Below are 19155 nucleotides of genomic sequence, written 5' to 3'. Positions count from 1 at the left end.
ATTTTTCAGTATCTTTTATCAGCATAATAATTAAACTCGATCGGTTTTTTCGTTATAACTGATCTGATCGACTGATATAAATAAAGTTCAATTGAAGCCTAATTTATTTGTGTATAAGAGTCAGATCTTGACACAGGGGGCTACCTACATTAGAAACCTTATTCAAGGTTTTGTCGCGCTGGCTTGGTGAGCCAAATCGGTGTTGCCGTTGACCTCTCTCTGGACTCTCTATAGGAGCTGGCTTTAGCCGCGAATGTTTTCTACCCTAGCATCACGCTTAATCCTTTAAAATATAATTGATATTACTCATCAATTACTTATTTTCAGGGCGTGATGACGGGGGAAGGGTGTTAAACGTGAAATTTGTGTTTGAGCTTGGCAAGATGCAATACCTGAATCTATATATCTTTATTCCGATTAAGTATAAGTATATAAGCAGAGCTGGAAGGTTGGCATGATGTATTGATAAAGGTATGTTATTAATCATAAAAATGGATGTTTCAATACAAGGAACTAAGTAATGCCTGACTCAAACCTCTCAATAACTCCCCAAGAAAGAGCTCTTTTTCTAGCCGAAAACTTAGAAGGCTTTTGGCTTAGCCGATTACTGTGCCCTCGGTGGTGAAAATCACCCCCTACACACCTTAACCCCATCTCCCGCATGTTTGAGTGCGATGATCTGGCCTTGGTTGTTGTGGGCCATGGTGAGCATGTCGCCTTTTACAATATCACTCGCTACGGCGTGTTTGGTTTTTAAGTCATTCAATAATGAGTCTTTTATTTGAATGAGCACTTCGCTGTGGCAGCTGGCGATGTACCAGTCGTTATCCACTTTTACTAATTGGCCGTATTCAATGTAGCGTTGTTGGTGTAGGCGCAGGTCGGCGGCGAGTTTGTCGTCGAGTTGTTGTTTTTGGCTAGTGATCTCACTTGAGTAACTGCCCGCATTATCTATTTGGTGAACCTCAATAAAGTGGTAGCTGCCTTGCTGTAGGGCAAAGGTGCTGTTAAGTGTGTCTTGTTGTTCTGTGGTGTTATCTGTTGTGGTAAATACGGTAAAGCCTAGCATCACTAAAGCGCAGGCGAGGCTGGTCATTTGCAGGGGTAATAAAAATCGAGTCGGCTTTTTATTAGCTTTTTGATTCGGCATTTGCGTAAACAATGGCTGTTGCTCTGGCGTTAGTGTGTGGCGTTTTTTACGCTCACTAAAATGCTGGTTAAGTTGCTGCTCAAACTGTTCGTTATGCTTGTTCATGGTAGCCTCCTAATAATGTTTTTAAGTTTTGTTTTGCATAACGTAGCCGCGTTTTTACGGTCTCATGATTGCTTTGTGTGATCTGTTGTATATCTTCAAGCGAAAAGCCTTCTTGCTGTAGGCTGAGGGCTTCGCGTTGTACAAAGCTCAGTTGCATTAAAGCGCGGTTAAAGGCTTCGTAATCAAAGCTTTGCTGAGTATTAGGTGCTGCAATCGTCGTATCGTCTTCTAATTCTACAAAGCGCTGTTGTTTACGAAATTCATCAATTAAGGCATTGCGAGCAAGGCGAAACAGCCAGGCTTTTGGGTTGTTTTGTGCTTGATAATAATGGCGGTTTTCCATCACTTTTAACCATGTTTGTTGGCTTATATCAAAGGCGAGTTGCTCATTACTTTGCGTGACTAAGTAATGATACAAATTGCTGCCAAACAAGATAACGAGTTTAGTTAAGTGGCGATTGTCGCCACTTTTTGCGTAGTCAGCCAAGTAGTCGTTACTGGGCTGACTGATAAACCATGACTTTAAGCTTGTAAGCATAGGCACCCTTATCCGTTAATGAGCTTTTATTGCGTTTGGTCTAACTTAAAATCAAGTTGTACGCTTTGCCCCGTTTGCATTTGTGCTACGCCATCAATCACTTTTGGGCGGTATTTCCAGCGTTTAATTGCCCGTAGTGCTTCACGGTCGAAAATGCGTTTTGGTTCTGCGTCAGTAACTTGTGCATCTATTACTTCACCAGTTTGAGATACATTAAAGCTTAATTGTACCCAGCCTTCAATGCCTTCTCGTGCGGCAATGGGCGGGTATTTAGGATTTATACGTACTATGGGGGTCGCATCACCGGTTGGTCGCTGTAAGTTAGCTTTTATATCGCCACCGATTGTATCAATACTTATATCTGGCGTTATTGCGGTTGTTACTATATTAGTATCAGTATTTGGCGGTGTACGCGGCGGCACTTTTGGTGGCCTTTGCATTTTAGGTGGTGGCGGCAGAGCTTGTTTGTGCTGCACTTTAGAATCTTCTGGTACTTGAAATATCTCCACAACAAAATTTTCACCATTGAAGCTTGGCGCGCGTTGCTCGCCACTAATTAAGTACTGCATAAATGCAAATGCCGCAAAGGTCATGGCTGCACCGCCAACAATGGCTGTTGATGTTTTTAAAGCATGAGTAGTGTGTGGTAAAGCTACTGTTTGCATAAGCAAATCCTTGATAAGTTAAGTCGTATTCATCACTAAAACGTGCGTTAGATTAAAAAGGGGTGAAATATTTTTAAAAAGTTTCGTGTTTGCTTATAGGCATTGGTTACAATGGCGGCTGAGAATTTTGGTTTTTATTTTATTAGGCAGTTATGCAACTTATTCAAATTGATAAAGCTCGTTATCGTAAGCATTTAAACCGCGTTATTATTGGCTGCGGCTTGGCGTTAGCTATTGGCAGTTTAGCAATCTCACAACTACTCATTGCGTTATTCCCTGATGAAAGTGGCAGTCACTTTCATTGGAATTTAATTGGTGTAGTTATTACTAGCCTAATAATTGGCTGGGCGCTGAATAAATACCGTACACATGATTATATGACCGAAGTGGTGTATGTGTGGGATCTGAAACAAGCATTGAATAAAATCACCCGTAAAATGGCAAAATTAAAAGCGGCGGGGCGAGAAGGAAATCCTCAGGCATTGTTAGCAATTCATTATAGTTATGCGGGCTCGCGGTTATTATGGCAACTAGACGATAACACCATCACTATGGATGAGTTGGCAATCAAGCAAGCGGAGCTTGATAATGTGGCGGCGCAGTTTAATGTCGCGCTGAATGTAGATGACTATGATGAAGCAATTTTAAAGCAATTTTAGTACGTCTATCCTAATCTAAACTGAATCAGCGTTATAAACGCACAATAAATTATTGATAAAGGTTTATAGCACTGAGCATGAATAAAATTAACCACAGAAAACTATTAAACAATATTACCCATGGTGGTTTATTCAGCTTTAGAACATTATGATTTTTAGCGTGATTAACTCACATCGATATATGTACATTTATCATTAAATATCCGATCTTTCGAGGTTACTTACGGTTTCGGAAAGTAATCTACTTTTCCTGCTTGTTCATGAGAAACAATATAAGTGCGGCTTTTAACGTGCTGCTCTTTTTCACCATACCAAAATAATTGGTCAAAGATGGTTATATACCAATTGTTTCCTAAAGCTTGATATAAATATCGAACGTTACGCTAGTCTTCTAGAGCGGATAAAAATACACCTATAGATGTTAATTTATTCATCGTTGATGTTATTGAACAAGCGCAAATAGCAATTGTTGATAAGCAATTGTTATCACCACAGTTTAAGTTTAGAAGGCTAAATCAAGAAGGTTATAAACTGATTGTACGTAAAGATCACCCCTTAGCGAAAAATAAAACAGTGAGCTTGAATGAGTTACAAGGGCTAGCTTTTATTGAAAAACCTTACTGCACTAATCGAAAAGCATTTGAAAGATTTATAAGTGATGTGAATATATCGATCACTTACCAAGGTAAAGCTATTCATGACTCTCAGCTGCAAAGCTTTGTAAAATTAGGTTTTGGTGCAGCAGTTATACCTGAATCATTGATTCAAAAAGAGTGTGATTTAAAGCTTTTACTTAACTAGAAAAGTAAATATCAAGGTTAGCTGAGGTTCAATTGGCGATGTAGCCAATCAAGTATCTGAGGTATAATACTTGAATTGTTGGCTATCGCCTCAATGTAGTGATGACTTATTGCGATATTGCATTATTTTCAACGCTGATTAATTTGTGATAGTATCACAATTAAATGCATCGCATTACTTTTTAAAATTTGGATTTGTCGTGGCGCAAGTAAGAGCTAGAGTCCAGCTAAATGTTGGCAAAAACAGTGATATACCCGCAGAGATCGTATCATTCAGCGGTTTAAATGATGGCCAAGAGCATGTTGCTTTGGTATTTAATAATGCGGATCGTGAGCAGCCAGTGCCGCTTATTCGTATGCATTCAGAGTGTTTAACCGGTGATGTATTCCATTCATCACGATGTGATTGTGGTGAGCAACTCAACGAATGCATTGAAATGATGCATCAACAAGGTGGCATTTTACTTTATTTACGCCAAGAAGGGCGTGGTATTGGTTTATACAATAAAATTGATGCCTATGTATTGCAATCACAAGGTATGAATACCTATGAAGCAAATAATCATTTAGGGTTTGCTGATGATTTACGTGACTTTTCTGACGCGGTACTAATGCTCGAAGCGATGGGTTTAAAATATGTTAAATTGATGACTAATAATCCTAAAAAGCTTAATGCTTTGAAAGATGCAGGTATTGAAGTTGAATCTGTGGTTGGCACGCATGCACACATTAAAGCTGGTTTAGCTGGCAATAAAGCATACCTAGAGACGAAAATTAAGCATGGTGCGCATATGTTAGATATAAAGAAGATTAAAAAACCGTAATTTTCCGCTGTCGTCTATGTGATCCCATCCAACGCCGAGTTATACTCGGCGTGTTTTATTGTTAATTTAAGAGCAAGTATGTCAATTGAATTACGAGTATTTAAGGCCAATGTAGGGCTGAAATGGTTTAAAGCAGGCTGGCTTATTTTTAAAACTCAGCCTTTTACCTTTATTTTTATGCACTTATTTATAGGTATTATTGGTTTACTATCGCTATTTTTACCTTTTTTACAAATTATAGCAGCCATCGCCACGCCATTTTTAACTGCGGGGTTTTATCAAGCGGTGATCACCAAACAGCAAGGCGGCAAAATTATGTTGGCCGATATCCTAAAGCCGTTTACCGCCAAGGGTAATCGTATGGGACTGTTACGTTTAGCGCTTTATCAAATGGCGGCAGGTGTGCTAATGGCCTTGCTGGCAGGTGGCTTATTTGCTGAAGCTATTGAAATTATGAGTAACTCAAGTGTCGACCCTAACATTGCTTTGCAGCAAGTTATTGATAACATCTCGATGGCAAATGTTGTGCTGTTTTTAATTGCGTTATCTTTTTATTTAACCGCTTTTTCTTATGCTGTGCCATTGGTTTATTTTAATCAGCAAAAACGCATTTTTGAGGTGCTTAAAAGCTCACTGTTGGTGTTTTACCACAACATGGCACCATTGAGTATATATGGGGCAATTGCAGCAGGTTTGATGATGCTTTCAATGTTCTTATCATTCTTACCGCTGTTGGTTTTAATGCCAATTTGTTACATTAGCTTTTTTGTTTCTTATCAAGCTATTTTTATGCCGGTTGTACCGCCTGCTGATACCCAGCCAGATACGCCGCAGCATAATCATGACAGCGGTCGTTTTGACGCGTGATGGCTGATGAGATGGATGAAGCACTACAAAAAAAATTAAAGAATTACGTACTTAGGTTACTCGCTCGACAAGAATATTCGCGTCGTGAGTTGATCCTAAAGTTGCAGCAAAAAGAGGCGACATCTGAATTTATCGACGCTTTATTAGATTGGTGTGAAGAACACAATTTTATAAATGAGCAGCGTTATGTTGAAGGTTTTGTACGTCGCCACATTGCTAAAAAACATGGCTTAAAACGCATTCAAAGTGAAGCTATGGGGAAAAGGATTGACCGAGCACTGTTAGAAAGTGTTATTGAATCACTCGAAATTGATTGGTTTGAGTTAGCGCAGGATGCGTATTTAAAGAAATATTCAAATTCACAGGACGACTTCGATCACAAAGAAAAAGCTAAGCGCGTGCGCTACTTAATGTATCGAGGGTTCAGTTACGAACAAATAGATTTTGCAATGCAAGCACAGTAAAAATGGGTGAGACGTTCACATGCAGCACATGACAACCGCACAGATCAGGCAACAGTTTTTAGACTTTTTTGCCTCTAAACAACACCAAATTGTTCCATCAAGCTCGCTTATTCCGGGTAACGATGCGACATTATTATTTAATAATGCCGGCATGGTGCAATTTAAAGATGTATTTTTAGGCGCAGAAAGCCGCCCTTATAGCCGCGCAACTAGCTCTCAACGTTGTGTGCGTGCCGGTGGTAAGCATAATGATTTAGAAAATGTAGGCTACACAGCGCGCCACCATACATTTTTCGAAATGCTAGGTAACTTCAGCTTTGGTGATTACTTTAAACAAGACGCGATTAAGTTTGCGTGGCAGTTTTTGACTGACGTTGTAAAACTGCCGAAAGAAAAACTGCTTGTTACTATCTATCATGATGATGAAGAAGCATTTGGTTATTGGGCTAACGAAATTGGTTTGCCTGAAGATCGCATTATTCGTATTGCTACTTCAGATAACTTTTGGTCAATGGGTGATACAGGTCCGTGTGGTCCATGTTCGGAAATTTTTTATGACCATGGTGAACATATTTGGGGCGGGCCTCCAGGCTCTCCTGAAGAAGATGGCGACCGTTTCATTGAAATTTGGAACCTTGTATTCATGCAATACAACCGTCAAAGCGACGGTACTATGGAGCCGCTTCCTAAGCAGTCTGTTGATACTGGCATGGGTCTTGAGCGCATTGCTGCTATTTTACAAGGCGTGCATTCAAACTACGAAATCGATTTATTCCTAGGTTTAATTAAGGCCGCGGCAGAAGTGACGAATGCGCAAGATATGGATGATAAGTCATTACGCGTAGTCGCTGATCATATTCGTTCATGTGCATTTTTGATTTCTGATGGGGTAATGCCATCAAACGAAGGCCGTGGTTATGTGCTGCGCCGTATCATTCGTCGCGCAGTTCGCCATGGTAATAAGCTTGGTGCACAAGGGGCGTTCTTCTATAAGTTAGTGGCTGCGTTAATCGAGCAAATGGGCCTAGCGTATCCAGAACTTGCAAAACAGCAAGAAATCATCGAAAAAGTACTGCGTATCGAAGAAGAGCAATTTGGCAAAACGCTTGAGCGTGGTTTAGCTATTTTAGAAGACAGCCTGACTGATTTATCAGGTGATGTGATCCCAGGTGAATTGGTATTCAAATTATATGACACCTATGGTTTCCCAGCTGATTTAACCGCTGACGTGGCTCGTGAACGCTTTATGACAATTGATGAGCAAGGCTTTCAAGAGTGTATGGCAGTGCAGCGAAAAACTGCACAGCAAGCAGGTAAGTTTGGTGCTGACTATAACCAGCAATTAAAGTCTGATAAACACACTGACTTTAAAGGCTATGACGCAACGCACTATAGCGGCACTGTGATTGAAATGTTCGCACAAGGTGAAGCTGTATCAGTACTTGAAGATGGCCAACAAGGCATTGTGGTACTAGATCGCACACCATTTTACGCGGAATCTGGTGGTCAAGTTGGCGACACCGGCACATTAACGGTAGCTGGTGGTGAGTTTACAGTTACTAACACTACTAAACTTGGTAATGCATTCGCGCACCACGGAACAGTGATGGGTCGCATTGGTGTGAACGATAAAGTTGACGCTAACATTGATAATGAGCGCCGTGATCGTGTTAAAAATAATCACACAGCAACGCATATTTTACACCAAGCATTACGTCAGTTATTGGGCGAGCATGTATCGCAAAAAGGCTCACTAGTAGACCCTGAACGTTTACGTTTTGACTTCTCGCATTTTGAAGCTGTCACGAAAGCTGAACTACGTGAAATAGAGCGCGTTGTTAATAACGAAATTCGTCGTAACTTTGCTTTAAACACAGAACTGATGGCCATTGACGCTGCCAAAGAAAAAGGCGCAATGGCGTTATTTGGTGAGAAGTACGATGATGAAGTTCGCGTAGTCACTATTGGCGATTACTCTATCGAATTGTGTGGTGGTACTCACGTAAACCGTGCTGGTGATATCGGTTTATTCAAAATAATTTCTGAGAGCGGTATTGCTGCCGGTGTACGTCGCATTGAAGCGGTAACGGGTGCTGATGCAATTGCTTATGTAAGTGAGCAAGAGCAACACCTAAACGACGTAGCGGCTCTTGTTAAAGGCGACAGCGCATCAGTACTTGAAAAAGTAACTGCCTTGCTTGAAAAGTCAAAAGGTCTTGAAAAACAAATAGCACAGCTAAGCGACAAGCTAGCCAGTGCTGCGGGTGCATCGTTACTTGATTCAATTGTTGAAATTAACGGTGTTAAGTTACTTGTGGCAAACGTTGAAGGTACTGAATCAAAAGCCTTACGCGGCATGGTTGATGACCTTAAAAACAAGATTGGCTCAGGTGTTATTGCATTAGGTGTGGCTGATGGCGACAAAGTAAGCCTAATCGCGGGTGTAACGAAAGACTTAACTGACAAAGTGAAAGCCGGTGAGCTGGTAAATCATATGGCATCACAAGTTGGTGGTAAAGGCGGCGGTCGTCCTGATATGGCGCAAGCAGGTGGCTCTGAGCCGCAAAACTTAACTGCAGCACTTGATAGCGTAACCGCTTGGTTAACTGAGCGCACTTAAATAGCATAGACATCAATTTCATAGTTGATGTCTGTTTTCTATCAAGAACTTCTGTAGATTCAATTAAGTCTGCAGAGGTTTCATCTAAAGACATACAATGCTGCACTTACGTTTAAATTGACTATAAATATTTTATCAGCGACTTGAAGTATTGAACGATAATCACCATTATATTAATGGTAGGAAGTTTTATGGTTTCTGTGTTGCTAAAACCTGTTATGGCAGTGAGTATGGGATCACGACTTAGCGCTGTAAGCGTGTTTTTTTATGGATTAACGTAAACTGGTATTAAATTAATATCTAATATTAAAATATGAGTTTGAATAGATGAAACTGGTTTAGAATTGGCGATGGGCGCATGGCAAAGGTTTTTTTAGCAGAAAATGAATCGATTTAGAGTTTTTACTTACTTTTAGGCTTTATTTTCTTTAAGATATAAACGCGGAATCTTTTAATTTATTGGAATACGGGAGCAAGAGAATGCTAATACTAACTCGTCGAGTAGGTGAAACCCTAATGATTGGTGACGAAGTAACAGTCACTGTACTAGGTGTTAAAGGAAATCAAGTACGTATAGGTGTTAATGCACCTAAAGACGTTTCGGTACATCGTGAAGAAATTTACATGCGTATTCAAGCTGAAAAGTCTAACCCGAACCCGGGCAATGCTTAATCAATTTAATTGATATGAAAGAGCCACTATTTAGTGGCTCTTTTTTTTATGTACTCAATAATCTCATCACTGAGCACGCTATTTGAAATGTACTGCATGCCGCGACGGCTTTTTAAAATAATACCGCGAACAGTAAAAATTACGTCATCGATATCTTGCCATGCTAGCTGATAGCTTTTATGTGGGTTTTCGCTTTTAAAACCGTTTTTATCAATAGTTAACGTTGCCTCAGAGCCAGATGCGCGACTAAGCATTTGCCGTGTTACCCACCAAGGCCTGCGATAATAAAAAGCAACACATTCGAGCACTGCGGCCATGATCAAGAAATTTCCTAAATAGTGTTTTTCTAACCAATAAATAGCTGTAAGTCCTAAACTAACCAATAATACTAAAAAAACATATTTCGGCTTTGCCTGTGTGCTGTAAGGCAGAGACTCATCAAAACATTCGTAAAAGTAGGATTTATCTAATGTATAAGTGGTACTAAATGACATAATTTACAAATTCAGGATGACTGTGCGGTTATTTTAGCAAGCTTAGTCGCAAAAAGCCGTTCTTTTAAATGGTCATTTGTTTGTTACTATGGGAGCTTAATATAGTTGTTTTATTATGTGTGAGTAAGGTTAAAAAGCCTGTTTTGGTGATCCACGGTGATACCTGCTCGTATTGTCAGCAGCCTTTATCGAGCAACTTAACAAGGCTAAATGTGCCGGGCGATTACATGGTTAGTGATATTGCTAAGGTCGCACTGGTGCAAAAAAGTGCCACTGTAACATGGCAGATCAGTAGCTTGAAATCGGGCTAAACGCTTGAGCGCCCGTGCCGTTAATGCTCGGCTAAGCCGGCATCGGTCATTAGGTTTTCAAGTTCGTCTTGTAGCTCAAAAAGCTCAGGCTCAATATAACTTAAATCACAATCACCTTTTAACGCGGTTTCAAGTGCTTCAGCGAGTGCTTTGAGCTTGGGTACGCCAGTGTAACAGCAAGCACCGTGAAATTTATGAATAATACTGAGCACATGTTCGCAATCTTGGCTGGCGGTTGCCTCTTTAAGTAGTCGCAGGGTTTCTGGCACACTGAGTAACAACATATTAAGCATTTCAAGCGCCAGTTCGTTTTTACCTCCGGCACGTTGCAGTGCTAATGGCCAATCCAGTGAGGAGCTTACAAAAGGAGGCTCAATAGCAGCCAGCTCATTCCGATTTTTGTCTCGTCGTAGCGGTGATTGTGGACTATGATCACTGATAATTTGTTTCAGCATATCTTCATCAATAGGTTTAGTTAAATACCCTTTAAAGCCATCGGTGATAAGTTGCTCTTTCTCGCCTGCTAAGGCGTGGGCTGTGACTGCAATAATTGGCGTATCTTCGTTTAAGGATGATTCTAGGATCAGTTTACAGGCGGTAATACCGTCCATAATTGGCATTTGAATATCCATAAAGATAATGTCGTATTTATGGCTTTTGCTCAAACTATAGGCTTGCGAGCCATTATGAGCGGTATCGATAGTTTCAATCTGCTCTTCCAGCAAAGTACAAATTAACTTTAAATTGGCATCATTATCATCAACGACTAACACTTTTAGCGGTAATAACTTCTCGTTACTTTCTGCAATATTATGCACGGGATGATCGAGTCGGTACGGTGCAGCAAGCACTTCACAAAGCTTGCGGTGATTGAGTGGTTTACTTAAACACGCATCTGCACCACAGCCAATATACGCTTCGCGCATATTATGAGACACCGAATTGAGCATTAAGTATAGGTAGTCAGTCGATTCACGCACTGCTTTTATATAGCTTTTTAAGCGTTGCATTTCGTCAACTGCGGCAACATGACCAATAATACAAATATCGTAATTAAACTCTTTGTTTAATTCTTCTAAAAAGGTTTCTTGGTCAAAACACGCCGTGACCTGAGTTTGCCACTCAGTTAATAAAGAGAGCACCGCATTATGAGTATGTTCATGGGGTTCTAGGTATAAAATACGTTTATTTGCAAGAGGTTTACTTGGCAAGTCACTGTTATAAATATGGCTTGGTAGCCTAAAAACACCATTAAAGGTGAAACAGGTGCCATTACCTGGTGCTGAGTTTAAGGTAATACGGCCCCCCATGGTTTCAACTATGTGTTTAGTGATGATAAGACCTAACCCTGTGCCGCCGAACTTACGGGTAATGCTTGAATCTGCTTGGCCAAAAGGAGTAAATAAGGCATCTTGTTTATCCATCGGAATGCCAACGCCTGTATCGGTTACTGACACTAACACCGAGGTACGTTCTTCATCAAGTAAACGATGGCCAACATCAATTTTAATTGAGCCTTTCTCAGTAAACTTAATTGCATTACTGATCAAGTTGATCAAAATTTGCTTAAAGCGGGTCGGATCACCAGTAATGTTATCAGGCACCAGTGAGTTAATGTAAATCGATAGCTCTAATTGCTTTTCATGGGCACTGGGAGCCAGTAGCGTAAGTACTTCGTTTATTGTGTCACGCAGTTGAAATTGAATTGACTCAAGCTCCATAGCGCCCGCTTCAAGTTTAGAGAAATCTAAAATATCGCTGATGATGGTCATTAAGCTATTAGCTGAGAGTTCGATGGTATCGAGGTAATCTTTTTGGTGTTTATTAAGCGGTGTTTTATGTAATTGACGAGTAAAGCCAATGACACCATTGAGGGGGGTGCGCAGTTCGTGACTCATTTTCGCTAAAAAGTCAGACTTTACGCGGTTGGCGTCTTGAGCATCTGTTTTAGCAATACTGAGCTGAATATTCTGTGTTTCATATAATTCTAACGACTCGCGTAAATCACTAGTTGCTTGATCTATGTGCCTTTGCATTTCATCTTTTTGCATCACCATAGTATCAGAAATGGTGTTTAGCCCTTGGCGTAATAACTCAAATTCGCCCATCATCGGCACGGTTAGACCGGTTTCTCTTTTCCCTTCGATTAATTTATCGGTAGCCAGTACTAGCTTGTTTAATGGGATTATAAACATATGACTAAGTCGGATGGCTAAAATAGCTGCCAACACTAAGGCTAAAATAATCACAATGCCGCTGACTAATAATGCTTGTTGCTGGCCAATAATCGCTTGGTCTTTGTTGAGCTGAATAACCACAGTGCCAATAGAGGTTTGAAACGTTGCATTCTTCCACTGTGCGTCTGACGTTGAGTGATTAATGATCGGCGTAAAAAAGGTAAGCAGATACTCACTGCTGAGTACTCTGGTGTTTTTTCCTACTTGTAAGTACTCGCTATGCAGAAGATCATCAAAGTCACGGTGATAGTTACTGGTTAACACCAGTTCATTATGCTCATCAAAAATGGCGATGGTTTTAATTGCTGGAGAGTGCTTATTGTGCGCATGGCTGATCAAACGGTTTAGTAGCTGTTTATTTTTTGCTAATAATGGCTGTTCAATGGCAATCGATAGTGGCTCAGAGATAGTTGCACCTTGTTGATATAAAATTTCATCAAGCTCAATGTAACGATTTATTGTAAAATAGCCGCCAAGTAGTAATCCAATAATTACTGTGGGAATAAGTGTTAGCGTTAAAACTGAGTCGCGTAAACCAAGTTTAGTCATAAGTGAACGTTGTTATCATTATTAGTTAGTTAAAGAGTATATACTTATAAGCTAGTAATCAATCACCCTCGTAGAATCAATATTTAAGGTGTTGCCCGATGGCGCAATTTTTTCAAGCAAAAAAGAAAACCCTTTCTGGGCAGTTGTTAACCTTAGTCATTTCAGGCATGGATCATCAAGGTCGGGGCATTGCCAAGCATAATAATAAAGTGTGCTTTGTTAGTGGTACGCTGACTGGCGAAACGGTTAAGGTCAAACTAACCGAAGATAAAGCTCGTTATAGTACGGCTAAAACGATAAAAGTTGAGCAAGCCAGTGAAGCTCGGGTTGAACCGTTTTGCGAACATTATCAACAATGTGGTGGTTGCCAATTACAGCATTTGCAACTTGATCAACAATTAGTTGAAAAGCAAGTAGCTGTGAGCCAGCTATTTTCAAAATTTGCCAAGCTTGATGCTATGAACTGGCAAGCGCCGTTATTGAGTGCGCCTACACAGTATCGTCGCAGTGCACGGCTAGCGGTAATGTTTGATAAAACGGCGAAAAAAATGCGTGTAGGCTATCGTGCCCAAGGCTCTAAACAAATTATAAGTGTGCGGCACTGTGCTGTGTTGAGTAATGATTTTGCTGATGTTTTTAGTGTCTTTGATGAACTGTTAAACCAATATACAGAGCTGCGTAGTGTTAGTCATATTCAATTATGCCAAGCAGATGCGCAAAATTTTGTAGTGATCCGACATACAAAAACTATTTCTGATAAATTAAAAAGTATAATCGATCAACTCGGGTTAAGTCAGCAATGGCAGGTTATATGGCAAGGCGAAACTCAGAAAATTAACCATGAACATTTAGCTATGCCATTTTATCAACTCCCTGAGCTTGGACTAAAATTTGAATTTGGGCTGGAAAACTTTATTCAAGTCAATGCGCAGGTAAATCAAGCGATGCTTTCTCAAGCGGTTGACTGGCTTAGTTTAAAAGGGGGCGAACAGGTACTTGATCTATTTTGTGGGATTGGTAACTTCACTTTAGCGCTGGCAAACCACGCAAAAAGTGTAATTGGTGTTGAAGGAGTGGCTTCTGCGGTTGCAATGGCGGCGCAAAATGCGCAAACTAACCAGATAGCCAATGCTCAATTTCATTGTTTTGATTTAACACAAACAATGCAGCAAGCTCCGTGGTTTAGTAAAGAGTTGAACGTATTAGTATTGGACCCTTCACGTACTGGTGCCTTAGCTATTTTAGAGCAGCTGCCTCTTGAGCAATTTAAAACGATTTTATATGTATCTTGCGACCCTGTGACTTTAGCCCGTGACAGTGAAATTATTACGCGAGCTGCATTTTTACTTGAAAAAATAGGGCTAATGAATATGTTTCCACACACCGGGCATATTGAAACGATGGCGTTATTTCAACGGAGGTAGAGCGCATTATGGTAGCTACTCGGCAATCACACCAGCACGACAAACAGGGTGATTTTAGCTCACGACTTGGTTTACTTAATTTAACGCAAGAAAAGCGCGAGTTATTAAGTAAAGCGCATATCCTTTGTGCTGAACTGCATAATCATCAGCAACAAAATATTGCCATGGAAATGGTCGAAATTTTGGTGGAAATGAACCTCGATGCAGACACCCTCGCTACCGCATATATTACGCCGAGTTTTTTGGCTGATCTAATCGACATCGATACAGTAAGCAATGTGATGGGGGGGCATGTGGCAACTCTGCTAACGGGTGTTGCACAAATGGCTACTATTAGCACTTTGGCTCATCAAGGTACGGGCACCGTACAAGTTGATAATATACGCCGTATGTTATTAGCCATGGTTGAAGATGTGCGGGCTGTAGTTATTAAACTTGCTGAGCAAGTATGTCATTTACGAGAAGTTAAAAACGCGAGTGAAGAAGAGCGGGTGATTGCGGCAAAAGAAACTGCTGATATCTTTGCGCCACTTGCTAATCGGTTAGGTATTGGCCAGTTAAAGTGGGAGTTGGAAGATCTAGCGTTTCGCTATTTACATCCTGATGTATATAAAAATATTGCCAAGCAATTGGATGACAAGCGTCTAGGCCGTGAAGCTTATATGGTAGATATGGTTGAGCAAGTTAAAACCAAACTGGCTCAAGCAGGTATTAAAGCTGAAGTATATGGCCGACCAAAACATATCTACAGTATTTACAAAAAAATGGCGCAAAAAAATTACGAATTTGATCAGTTGTTTGATATTCGTGCCATGCGTATTGTGGTGGATGAATTGCAAGATTGTTACGGTGCGCTGGGGATTGTGCATACCAATTGGCGCCATCTAAATAAAGAGTTTGACGATTACATCGCCACCCCTAAACAAAATGGTTATCAATCGATTCATACCGTAGTATTTGGCCCAGAAGGTAAAACCGTTGAAATTCAAATTCGTACCCATGCGATGCACCAAGATGCCGAGCTCGGAGTTGCTGCGCACTGGATGTATAAAGAAGGAGCATTACCTGGGCGTGGTTCTGGATATGAGCAAAAAATTAGCTGGTTGCGTAAATTATTGCAATGGCAAGAAGAAGTGGTTGATGGCAGCGATTTAGCCGAAGAGCTAAAAAATCAAGTGGTTGAAGATCGGGTGTATATTTTTACCCCGCGAGGCGATATTTTTGATTTACCGCTGGGCGCAACACCACTGGATTTTGCATATTATATTCACTCAAATGTCGGTCACCGTTGTATTGGTGCAAAAGTATTTGGCAAAATTGTACCTTTTACCCATCAATTACACACCGGTGATCAGGTTGAAATTTTAACTCAAAAACAACCAAACCCTAGCCGTGATTGGTTAAATCCATCACTGGGATATATTAAATCATCCCGCGCTAGAGCAAAAATACATCATTGGTTTAAACAACTCGATCGCGATAAAAACCTCAGTGCTGGTAAAGAAATTCTCGATAACGAATTACAAAAGCTCGATCTGACCTACAAAAATTTAGAGCCGGCTATTGCTCGCTATAACTTTAAAGAGTTAGATGACTTAATGGTTGCGATAGGCGCTGGCGATGTGCGTTTAAATCAGTTACTGAATTTTATCACTGATCGCTCAGATGACGAGCCCGTTATCCGCTTTAAGAACCCGACTAAAATCAGCGGTGATAAAAATGGTATTGTGGTTGATGGAGTGGGTAGTTTAATGAGCCATGTGGCTAAGTGTTGCCGCCCAGTACCAGGAGAGTCAATCATCGGTTATATCACGCAAGGCCGTGGGATTGGTGTACACAGGACTGATTGTGATTCGTTTAATAATTTAAGAACACAGCATCCTGAACGTGTTATTGCAGTGAGTTGGTCCGATGACATTAATGGCTCTTATGCTTTAGCGATTAAAATTGAAGCAAGTGACAGAGCTGGGCTTATACGTGATATTAGTTCGGTACTGGCCAATGAAAAAGTAAATGTGCTGAATATGAATATGGAAACCGTGGATGACCGTCAATTAGCGTTATTTACCATGCAAGTTGAAGTACATGATTTATCAAGTACCAATCGATTACTATCAAAATTAGATCAAATCGAAGGCGTGCATGAAGCAAAACGTAGTCACTAGGAATGTAAATGAACCAGAGAACTCATACCTCGACGAATACCTTAACAGAGTTATTAGCCATTATGGCTAAATTACGTGATCCAGCAACAGGCTGCCCGTGGGATTTGAAGCAAGACTTTACATCCATCGTACCGCATACCTTAGAAGAAGCATACGAGGTAGCTGATTGCATTGAAAAAGGTGATTTCGGTGAGCTTAAAAATGAACTAGGTGATTTACTCTTTCAAGTGATTTTTTATGCGCAATTGGCACAAGAGCAAAGGTTATTTGATTTTAATGATGTAATGGCTGGGCTAAATAATAAGTTAGTGCGTCGCCATCCACATGTATTTGCCGATCAGCAAGGGCTGACTGAACACCAACTCAGCCAGCAGTGGCAAACCATAAAAGCACAGGAGCGGGCAGCAAAAGCTGAACCGCAGAGCAACACATTATGGCAAGATATACCTGCAAATCTGCCTAGTTTGAGTAAAGCCAAAAAAATTCAGCAGCGGGTTGCAGGATTAGGCTTTGATTGGCCTAGTTATCATGGTGCATTAGATAAAGTGGCTGAAGAAGTTGATGAAGTAAAAGAAGCGTTAGCCGTTGATCCATTTTCAGCACACAGCGCAGAAGAGATCGGCGATTTATTGTTTGCTACAGTTAATGTGGCACGGCATATTAAACGTGACCCAGAGCAATTATTACGTAGCGCCAACGATAAGTTTTCAGCGCGATTTGAAAAAGTACAAGCCTATTTATGTGAGCGTGGGCAATCGCTTGATACCGCAACCCTTGCTGAAATGGATGCCGCATGGAATGCGATAAAAAGCAGCAGTAAATAATGCGAAACGCTGAGTGCGTTTTTTGTGCAGAGAATTACTAACTTTCGCTGGATTGATGGCAGTGCCTTTGCTATAATTTCGCCCCGTCTTGATTCTATATTTTTCCTTTTAATTCCTGATATTCTAGGGTTCGCATGAGTACAAAATTTATCTTCGTTACTGGCGGGGTTGTTTCCTCGTTGGGTAAAGGTATTGCAGCAGCATCGTTGGCAGCTATTTTAGAGGCCCGTGGTTTAAATGTTACCATTTTAAAGCTGGATCCTTATATCAACGTTGACCCAGGCACAATGAGCCCAATTCAACATGGTGAAGTATTTGTCACCGAAGACGGCGCTGAAACCGATCTTGATTTAGGTCACTATGAACGTTTCATCCGTACCAAAATGACAAGCCGTAACAACTTCACACAAGGTCGTGTATATGAAGATGTGCTGCGTCGTGAGCGTCGTGGTGAGTACCTTGGTGCAACAATTCAGGTTATTCCACATATTACCAACGATATTAAGCAACGTGTTTATGACGGTGCTGAAGGCCATGATGTGGCACTCGTTGAAATTGGTGGAACGGTTGGTGATATTGAGTCACAACCATTCATAGAAGCAATTCGTCAGCTTGGCACAGAGATTGGCCGTGAGCGCGCATTGTTTATTCATTTAACGTTAGTGCCATTCTTAGGCCCTGCGGGTGAAGTGAAAACCAAACCAACTCAGCATTCGGTTAAAGAGTTACGCTCGATTGGTATTCAGCCTGATATTCTTATCTGTCGTTCAGATCGTAAATTACCAAATAACGAACGTGCCAAGATCGCGCTTTTCACTAACGTTGAAGAAAAAGCGGTTATTTCATTACCAGATGTAGACAGCATTTATAAAATTCCTGCGCTATTAAAATCGCAAGAACTTGATAACTTTGTATGTCGACGTTTCCACCTTGATTGCCCTGAAGCTGATTTAGTTGAGTGGGAACAAGTGTTATACCAAGAATCAAACCCAACGGGTGAAGTGACTATCGGTATGGTTGGTAAATACATTGAACTACCTGATGCCTATAAATCTGTGAACGAAGCACTTAAACATGCGGGCCTTAAAAATCGTTTAACAGTAAACATTCAATATGTTGATTCGCAAGATGTCGAAAGCAAAGGTACTGAATTACTGGCTAATCTTGATGCTATTTTAGTACCAGGTGGTTTTGGTGGTCGCGGTGTTGAAGGTAAAATTTTAGCGGCTCAATATGCCCGCGAAAATAAAGTACCTTACCTTGGAATTTGTTTAGGTATGCAAGTTGCGCTAATTGAGTATGCACGTAATGTTGCTGGTCTGACTGATGCAAATTCAACTGAGTTTAATGCTAACTCAGCAAGCCCTGTTGTTGGTTTGATCACTGAATGGTTAGATGCTGAAGGTAACATTGAAACACGTAGTGAGAAATCTGATTTAGGTGGCACTATGCGTTTAGGCGCACAAAAGTGTCATTTAACACCGGGTTCTAAAGTACGTGAAGTATATGGTAGTGATGAAATTGTTGAACGTCATCGTCATCGTTATGAAGTAAACAATAATTTTGTTGAACAGCTTGAAAAAGCTGGCCTGAGTTTCACTGGTTTATCGGAAGATAAGAAGCTAGTTGAAATCATCGAGAATAAAGATCACCCGTGGTTTATTGCGGCTCAATTCCACCCGGAATTCACCTCAACCCCGCGTGATGGTCACCCGTTATTTGAAGGGTTTGTTGCCGCTGCATACACCCATCAAAAAGCGTCATCGTAATGCGAATAAGCCGTGCTC

General features: G+C 40.8%; 17 protein-coding genes. 12 read left to right on the top strand and 5 right to left on the bottom strand.

From position 1 onward, the window contains the following. Positions 1–628 precede the first annotated feature (628 nt). The 3 genes from HHO47_RS08995 to HHO47_RS08985 are packed head-to-tail and all read right to left on the bottom strand — an operon-like array spanning position 629 to position 2458. Positions 629–1255, bottom strand: a complete 627-nt coding sequence (locus HHO47_RS08995) for a hypothetical protein (protein ID WP_169019986.1) — start codon at positions 1253–1255, stop codon at positions 629–631. Beyond that, positions 1242–1793, bottom strand: coding sequence for an RNA polymerase sigma factor (locus HHO47_RS08990; RefSeq protein WP_169019985.1), 552 nt, complete (start codon positions 1791–1793; stop codon positions 1242–1244). Before HHO47_RS08990 ends, HHO47_RS08995 begins: the two co-directional genes overlap by 14 nt. Before the next feature lie 26 nt (positions 1794–1819). After that, entirely contained in the window at positions 1820–2458 is a 639-nt protein-coding gene (locus tag HHO47_RS08985) for an energy transducer TonB (RefSeq protein WP_169019984.1), read from the bottom strand. Positions 2459–2610: 152 nt separating this feature from the next. On the opposite strand from HHO47_RS08985, the gene HHO47_RS08980 reads away from it, so the two are divergent. From HHO47_RS08980 to csrA, 7 genes are all read left to right on the top strand, one after another. Beyond that, positions 2611–3117 carry a DUF3087 domain-containing protein gene (locus HHO47_RS08980; RefSeq protein ID WP_169019983.1) on the top strand — a complete coding sequence of 169 codons (507 nt, stop codon included), beginning with the start codon at positions 2611–2613 and terminating at the stop codon, positions 3115–3117. Between the two features lie 414 nt (positions 3118–3531). Further along, positions 3532–3918 carry a LysR family transcriptional regulator substrate-binding protein gene (locus tag HHO47_RS08975; protein ID WP_348981644.1) on the top strand — a complete coding sequence of 129 codons (387 nt, stop codon included), beginning with the start codon at positions 3532–3534 and terminating at the stop codon, positions 3916–3918. Between the two features lie 199 nt (positions 3919–4117). Continuing rightward, positions 4118–4741, top strand: coding sequence for a GTP cyclohydrolase II RibA (locus tag HHO47_RS08970; protein ID WP_169019981.1), 624 nt, complete (start codon positions 4118–4120; stop codon positions 4739–4741). 78 nt (positions 4742–4819) lie between these two features. Beyond that, positions 4820–5608 (top strand): BPSS1780 family membrane protein, encoded by a 789-nt coding sequence (locus HHO47_RS08965; protein ID WP_169019980.1) that lies wholly within the window; start codon positions 4820–4822, stop codon positions 5606–5608. Between the two features lie 11 nt (positions 5609–5619). Next, a complete protein-coding gene (locus HHO47_RS08960) occupies positions 5620–6072 on the top strand; it encodes a regulatory protein RecX (protein WP_169019991.1) in 453 nt (150 codons plus the stop codon). Between the two features lie 19 nt (positions 6073–6091). Next, positions 6092–8692, top strand: coding sequence for an alanine--tRNA ligase (alaS, locus tag HHO47_RS08955; RefSeq protein ID WP_169019979.1), 2601 nt, complete (start codon positions 6092–6094; stop codon positions 8690–8692). Between the two features lie 480 nt (positions 8693–9172). Next, the gene (gene csrA / locus HHO47_RS08950) at positions 9173–9364 is read left to right on the top strand and encodes a carbon storage regulator CsrA (protein ID WP_004587515.1); all 192 of its coding nucleotides are present in this window, start codon (positions 9173–9175) and stop codon (positions 9362–9364) included. 26 nt (positions 9365–9390) lie between these two features. On the opposite strand, the gene HHO47_RS08945 is transcribed toward csrA, so the two are convergent. Then, entirely contained in the window at positions 9391–9858 is a 468-nt protein-coding gene (locus HHO47_RS08945; RefSeq protein WP_169019978.1) for a YcxB family protein, read from the bottom strand. Between the two features lie 119 nt (positions 9859–9977). Between HHO47_RS08945 and HHO47_RS08940 the strand changes: the two genes are divergently transcribed. Next, positions 9978–10169: a hypothetical protein gene (locus tag HHO47_RS08940; protein WP_211183670.1), complete on the top strand. Its 192-nt coding sequence runs from the start codon at positions 9978–9980 to the stop codon at positions 10167–10169. A gap of 20 nt (positions 10170–10189) precedes the next feature. Here HHO47_RS08940 and barA read toward each other — a convergent pair whose 3' ends face one another. Next, on the bottom strand, positions 10190–12955 hold the full coding sequence (gene barA, locus HHO47_RS08935; protein ID WP_169019977.1) for a two-component sensor histidine kinase BarA: 2766 nt from the start codon (positions 12953–12955) through the stop codon (positions 10190–10192). 98 nt (positions 12956–13053) lie between these two features. Between barA and rlmD the strand changes: the two genes are divergently transcribed. From rlmD to HHO47_RS08915, 4 genes are all read left to right on the top strand, one after another. Further along, a complete protein-coding gene (rlmD, locus tag HHO47_RS08930) occupies positions 13054–14379 on the top strand; it encodes a 23S rRNA (uracil(1939)-C(5))-methyltransferase RlmD (protein ID WP_169019976.1) in 1326 nt (441 codons plus the stop codon). A gap of 8 nt (positions 14380–14387) precedes the next feature. Beyond that, positions 14388–16544, top strand: coding sequence for a GTP diphosphokinase (gene relA, locus HHO47_RS08925; RefSeq protein ID WP_169019975.1), 2157 nt, complete (start codon positions 14388–14390; stop codon positions 16542–16544). A gap of 8 nt (positions 16545–16552) precedes the next feature. Then, on the top strand, positions 16553–17368 hold the full coding sequence (gene mazG, locus HHO47_RS08920; protein WP_169019974.1) for a nucleoside triphosphate pyrophosphohydrolase: 816 nt from the start codon (positions 16553–16555) through the stop codon (positions 17366–17368). Positions 17369–17502: 134 nt separating this feature from the next. Continuing rightward, positions 17503–19137: a CTP synthase gene (locus HHO47_RS08915; protein WP_169019973.1), complete on the top strand. Its 1635-nt coding sequence runs from the start codon at positions 17503–17505 to the stop codon at positions 19135–19137. Positions 19138–19155 lie beyond the last annotated feature (18 nt).

Source organism: Pseudoalteromonas arctica (assembly GCF_012927645.1).
In the GTDB taxonomy this organism is placed as follows: Bacteria; Pseudomonadota; Gammaproteobacteria; order Enterobacterales; family Alteromonadaceae; genus Pseudoalteromonas; species Pseudoalteromonas arctica_A.
Note: the sequence above shows the minus strand (reverse complement) of the source record. Positions and strands in the feature narration are given on the sequence as shown.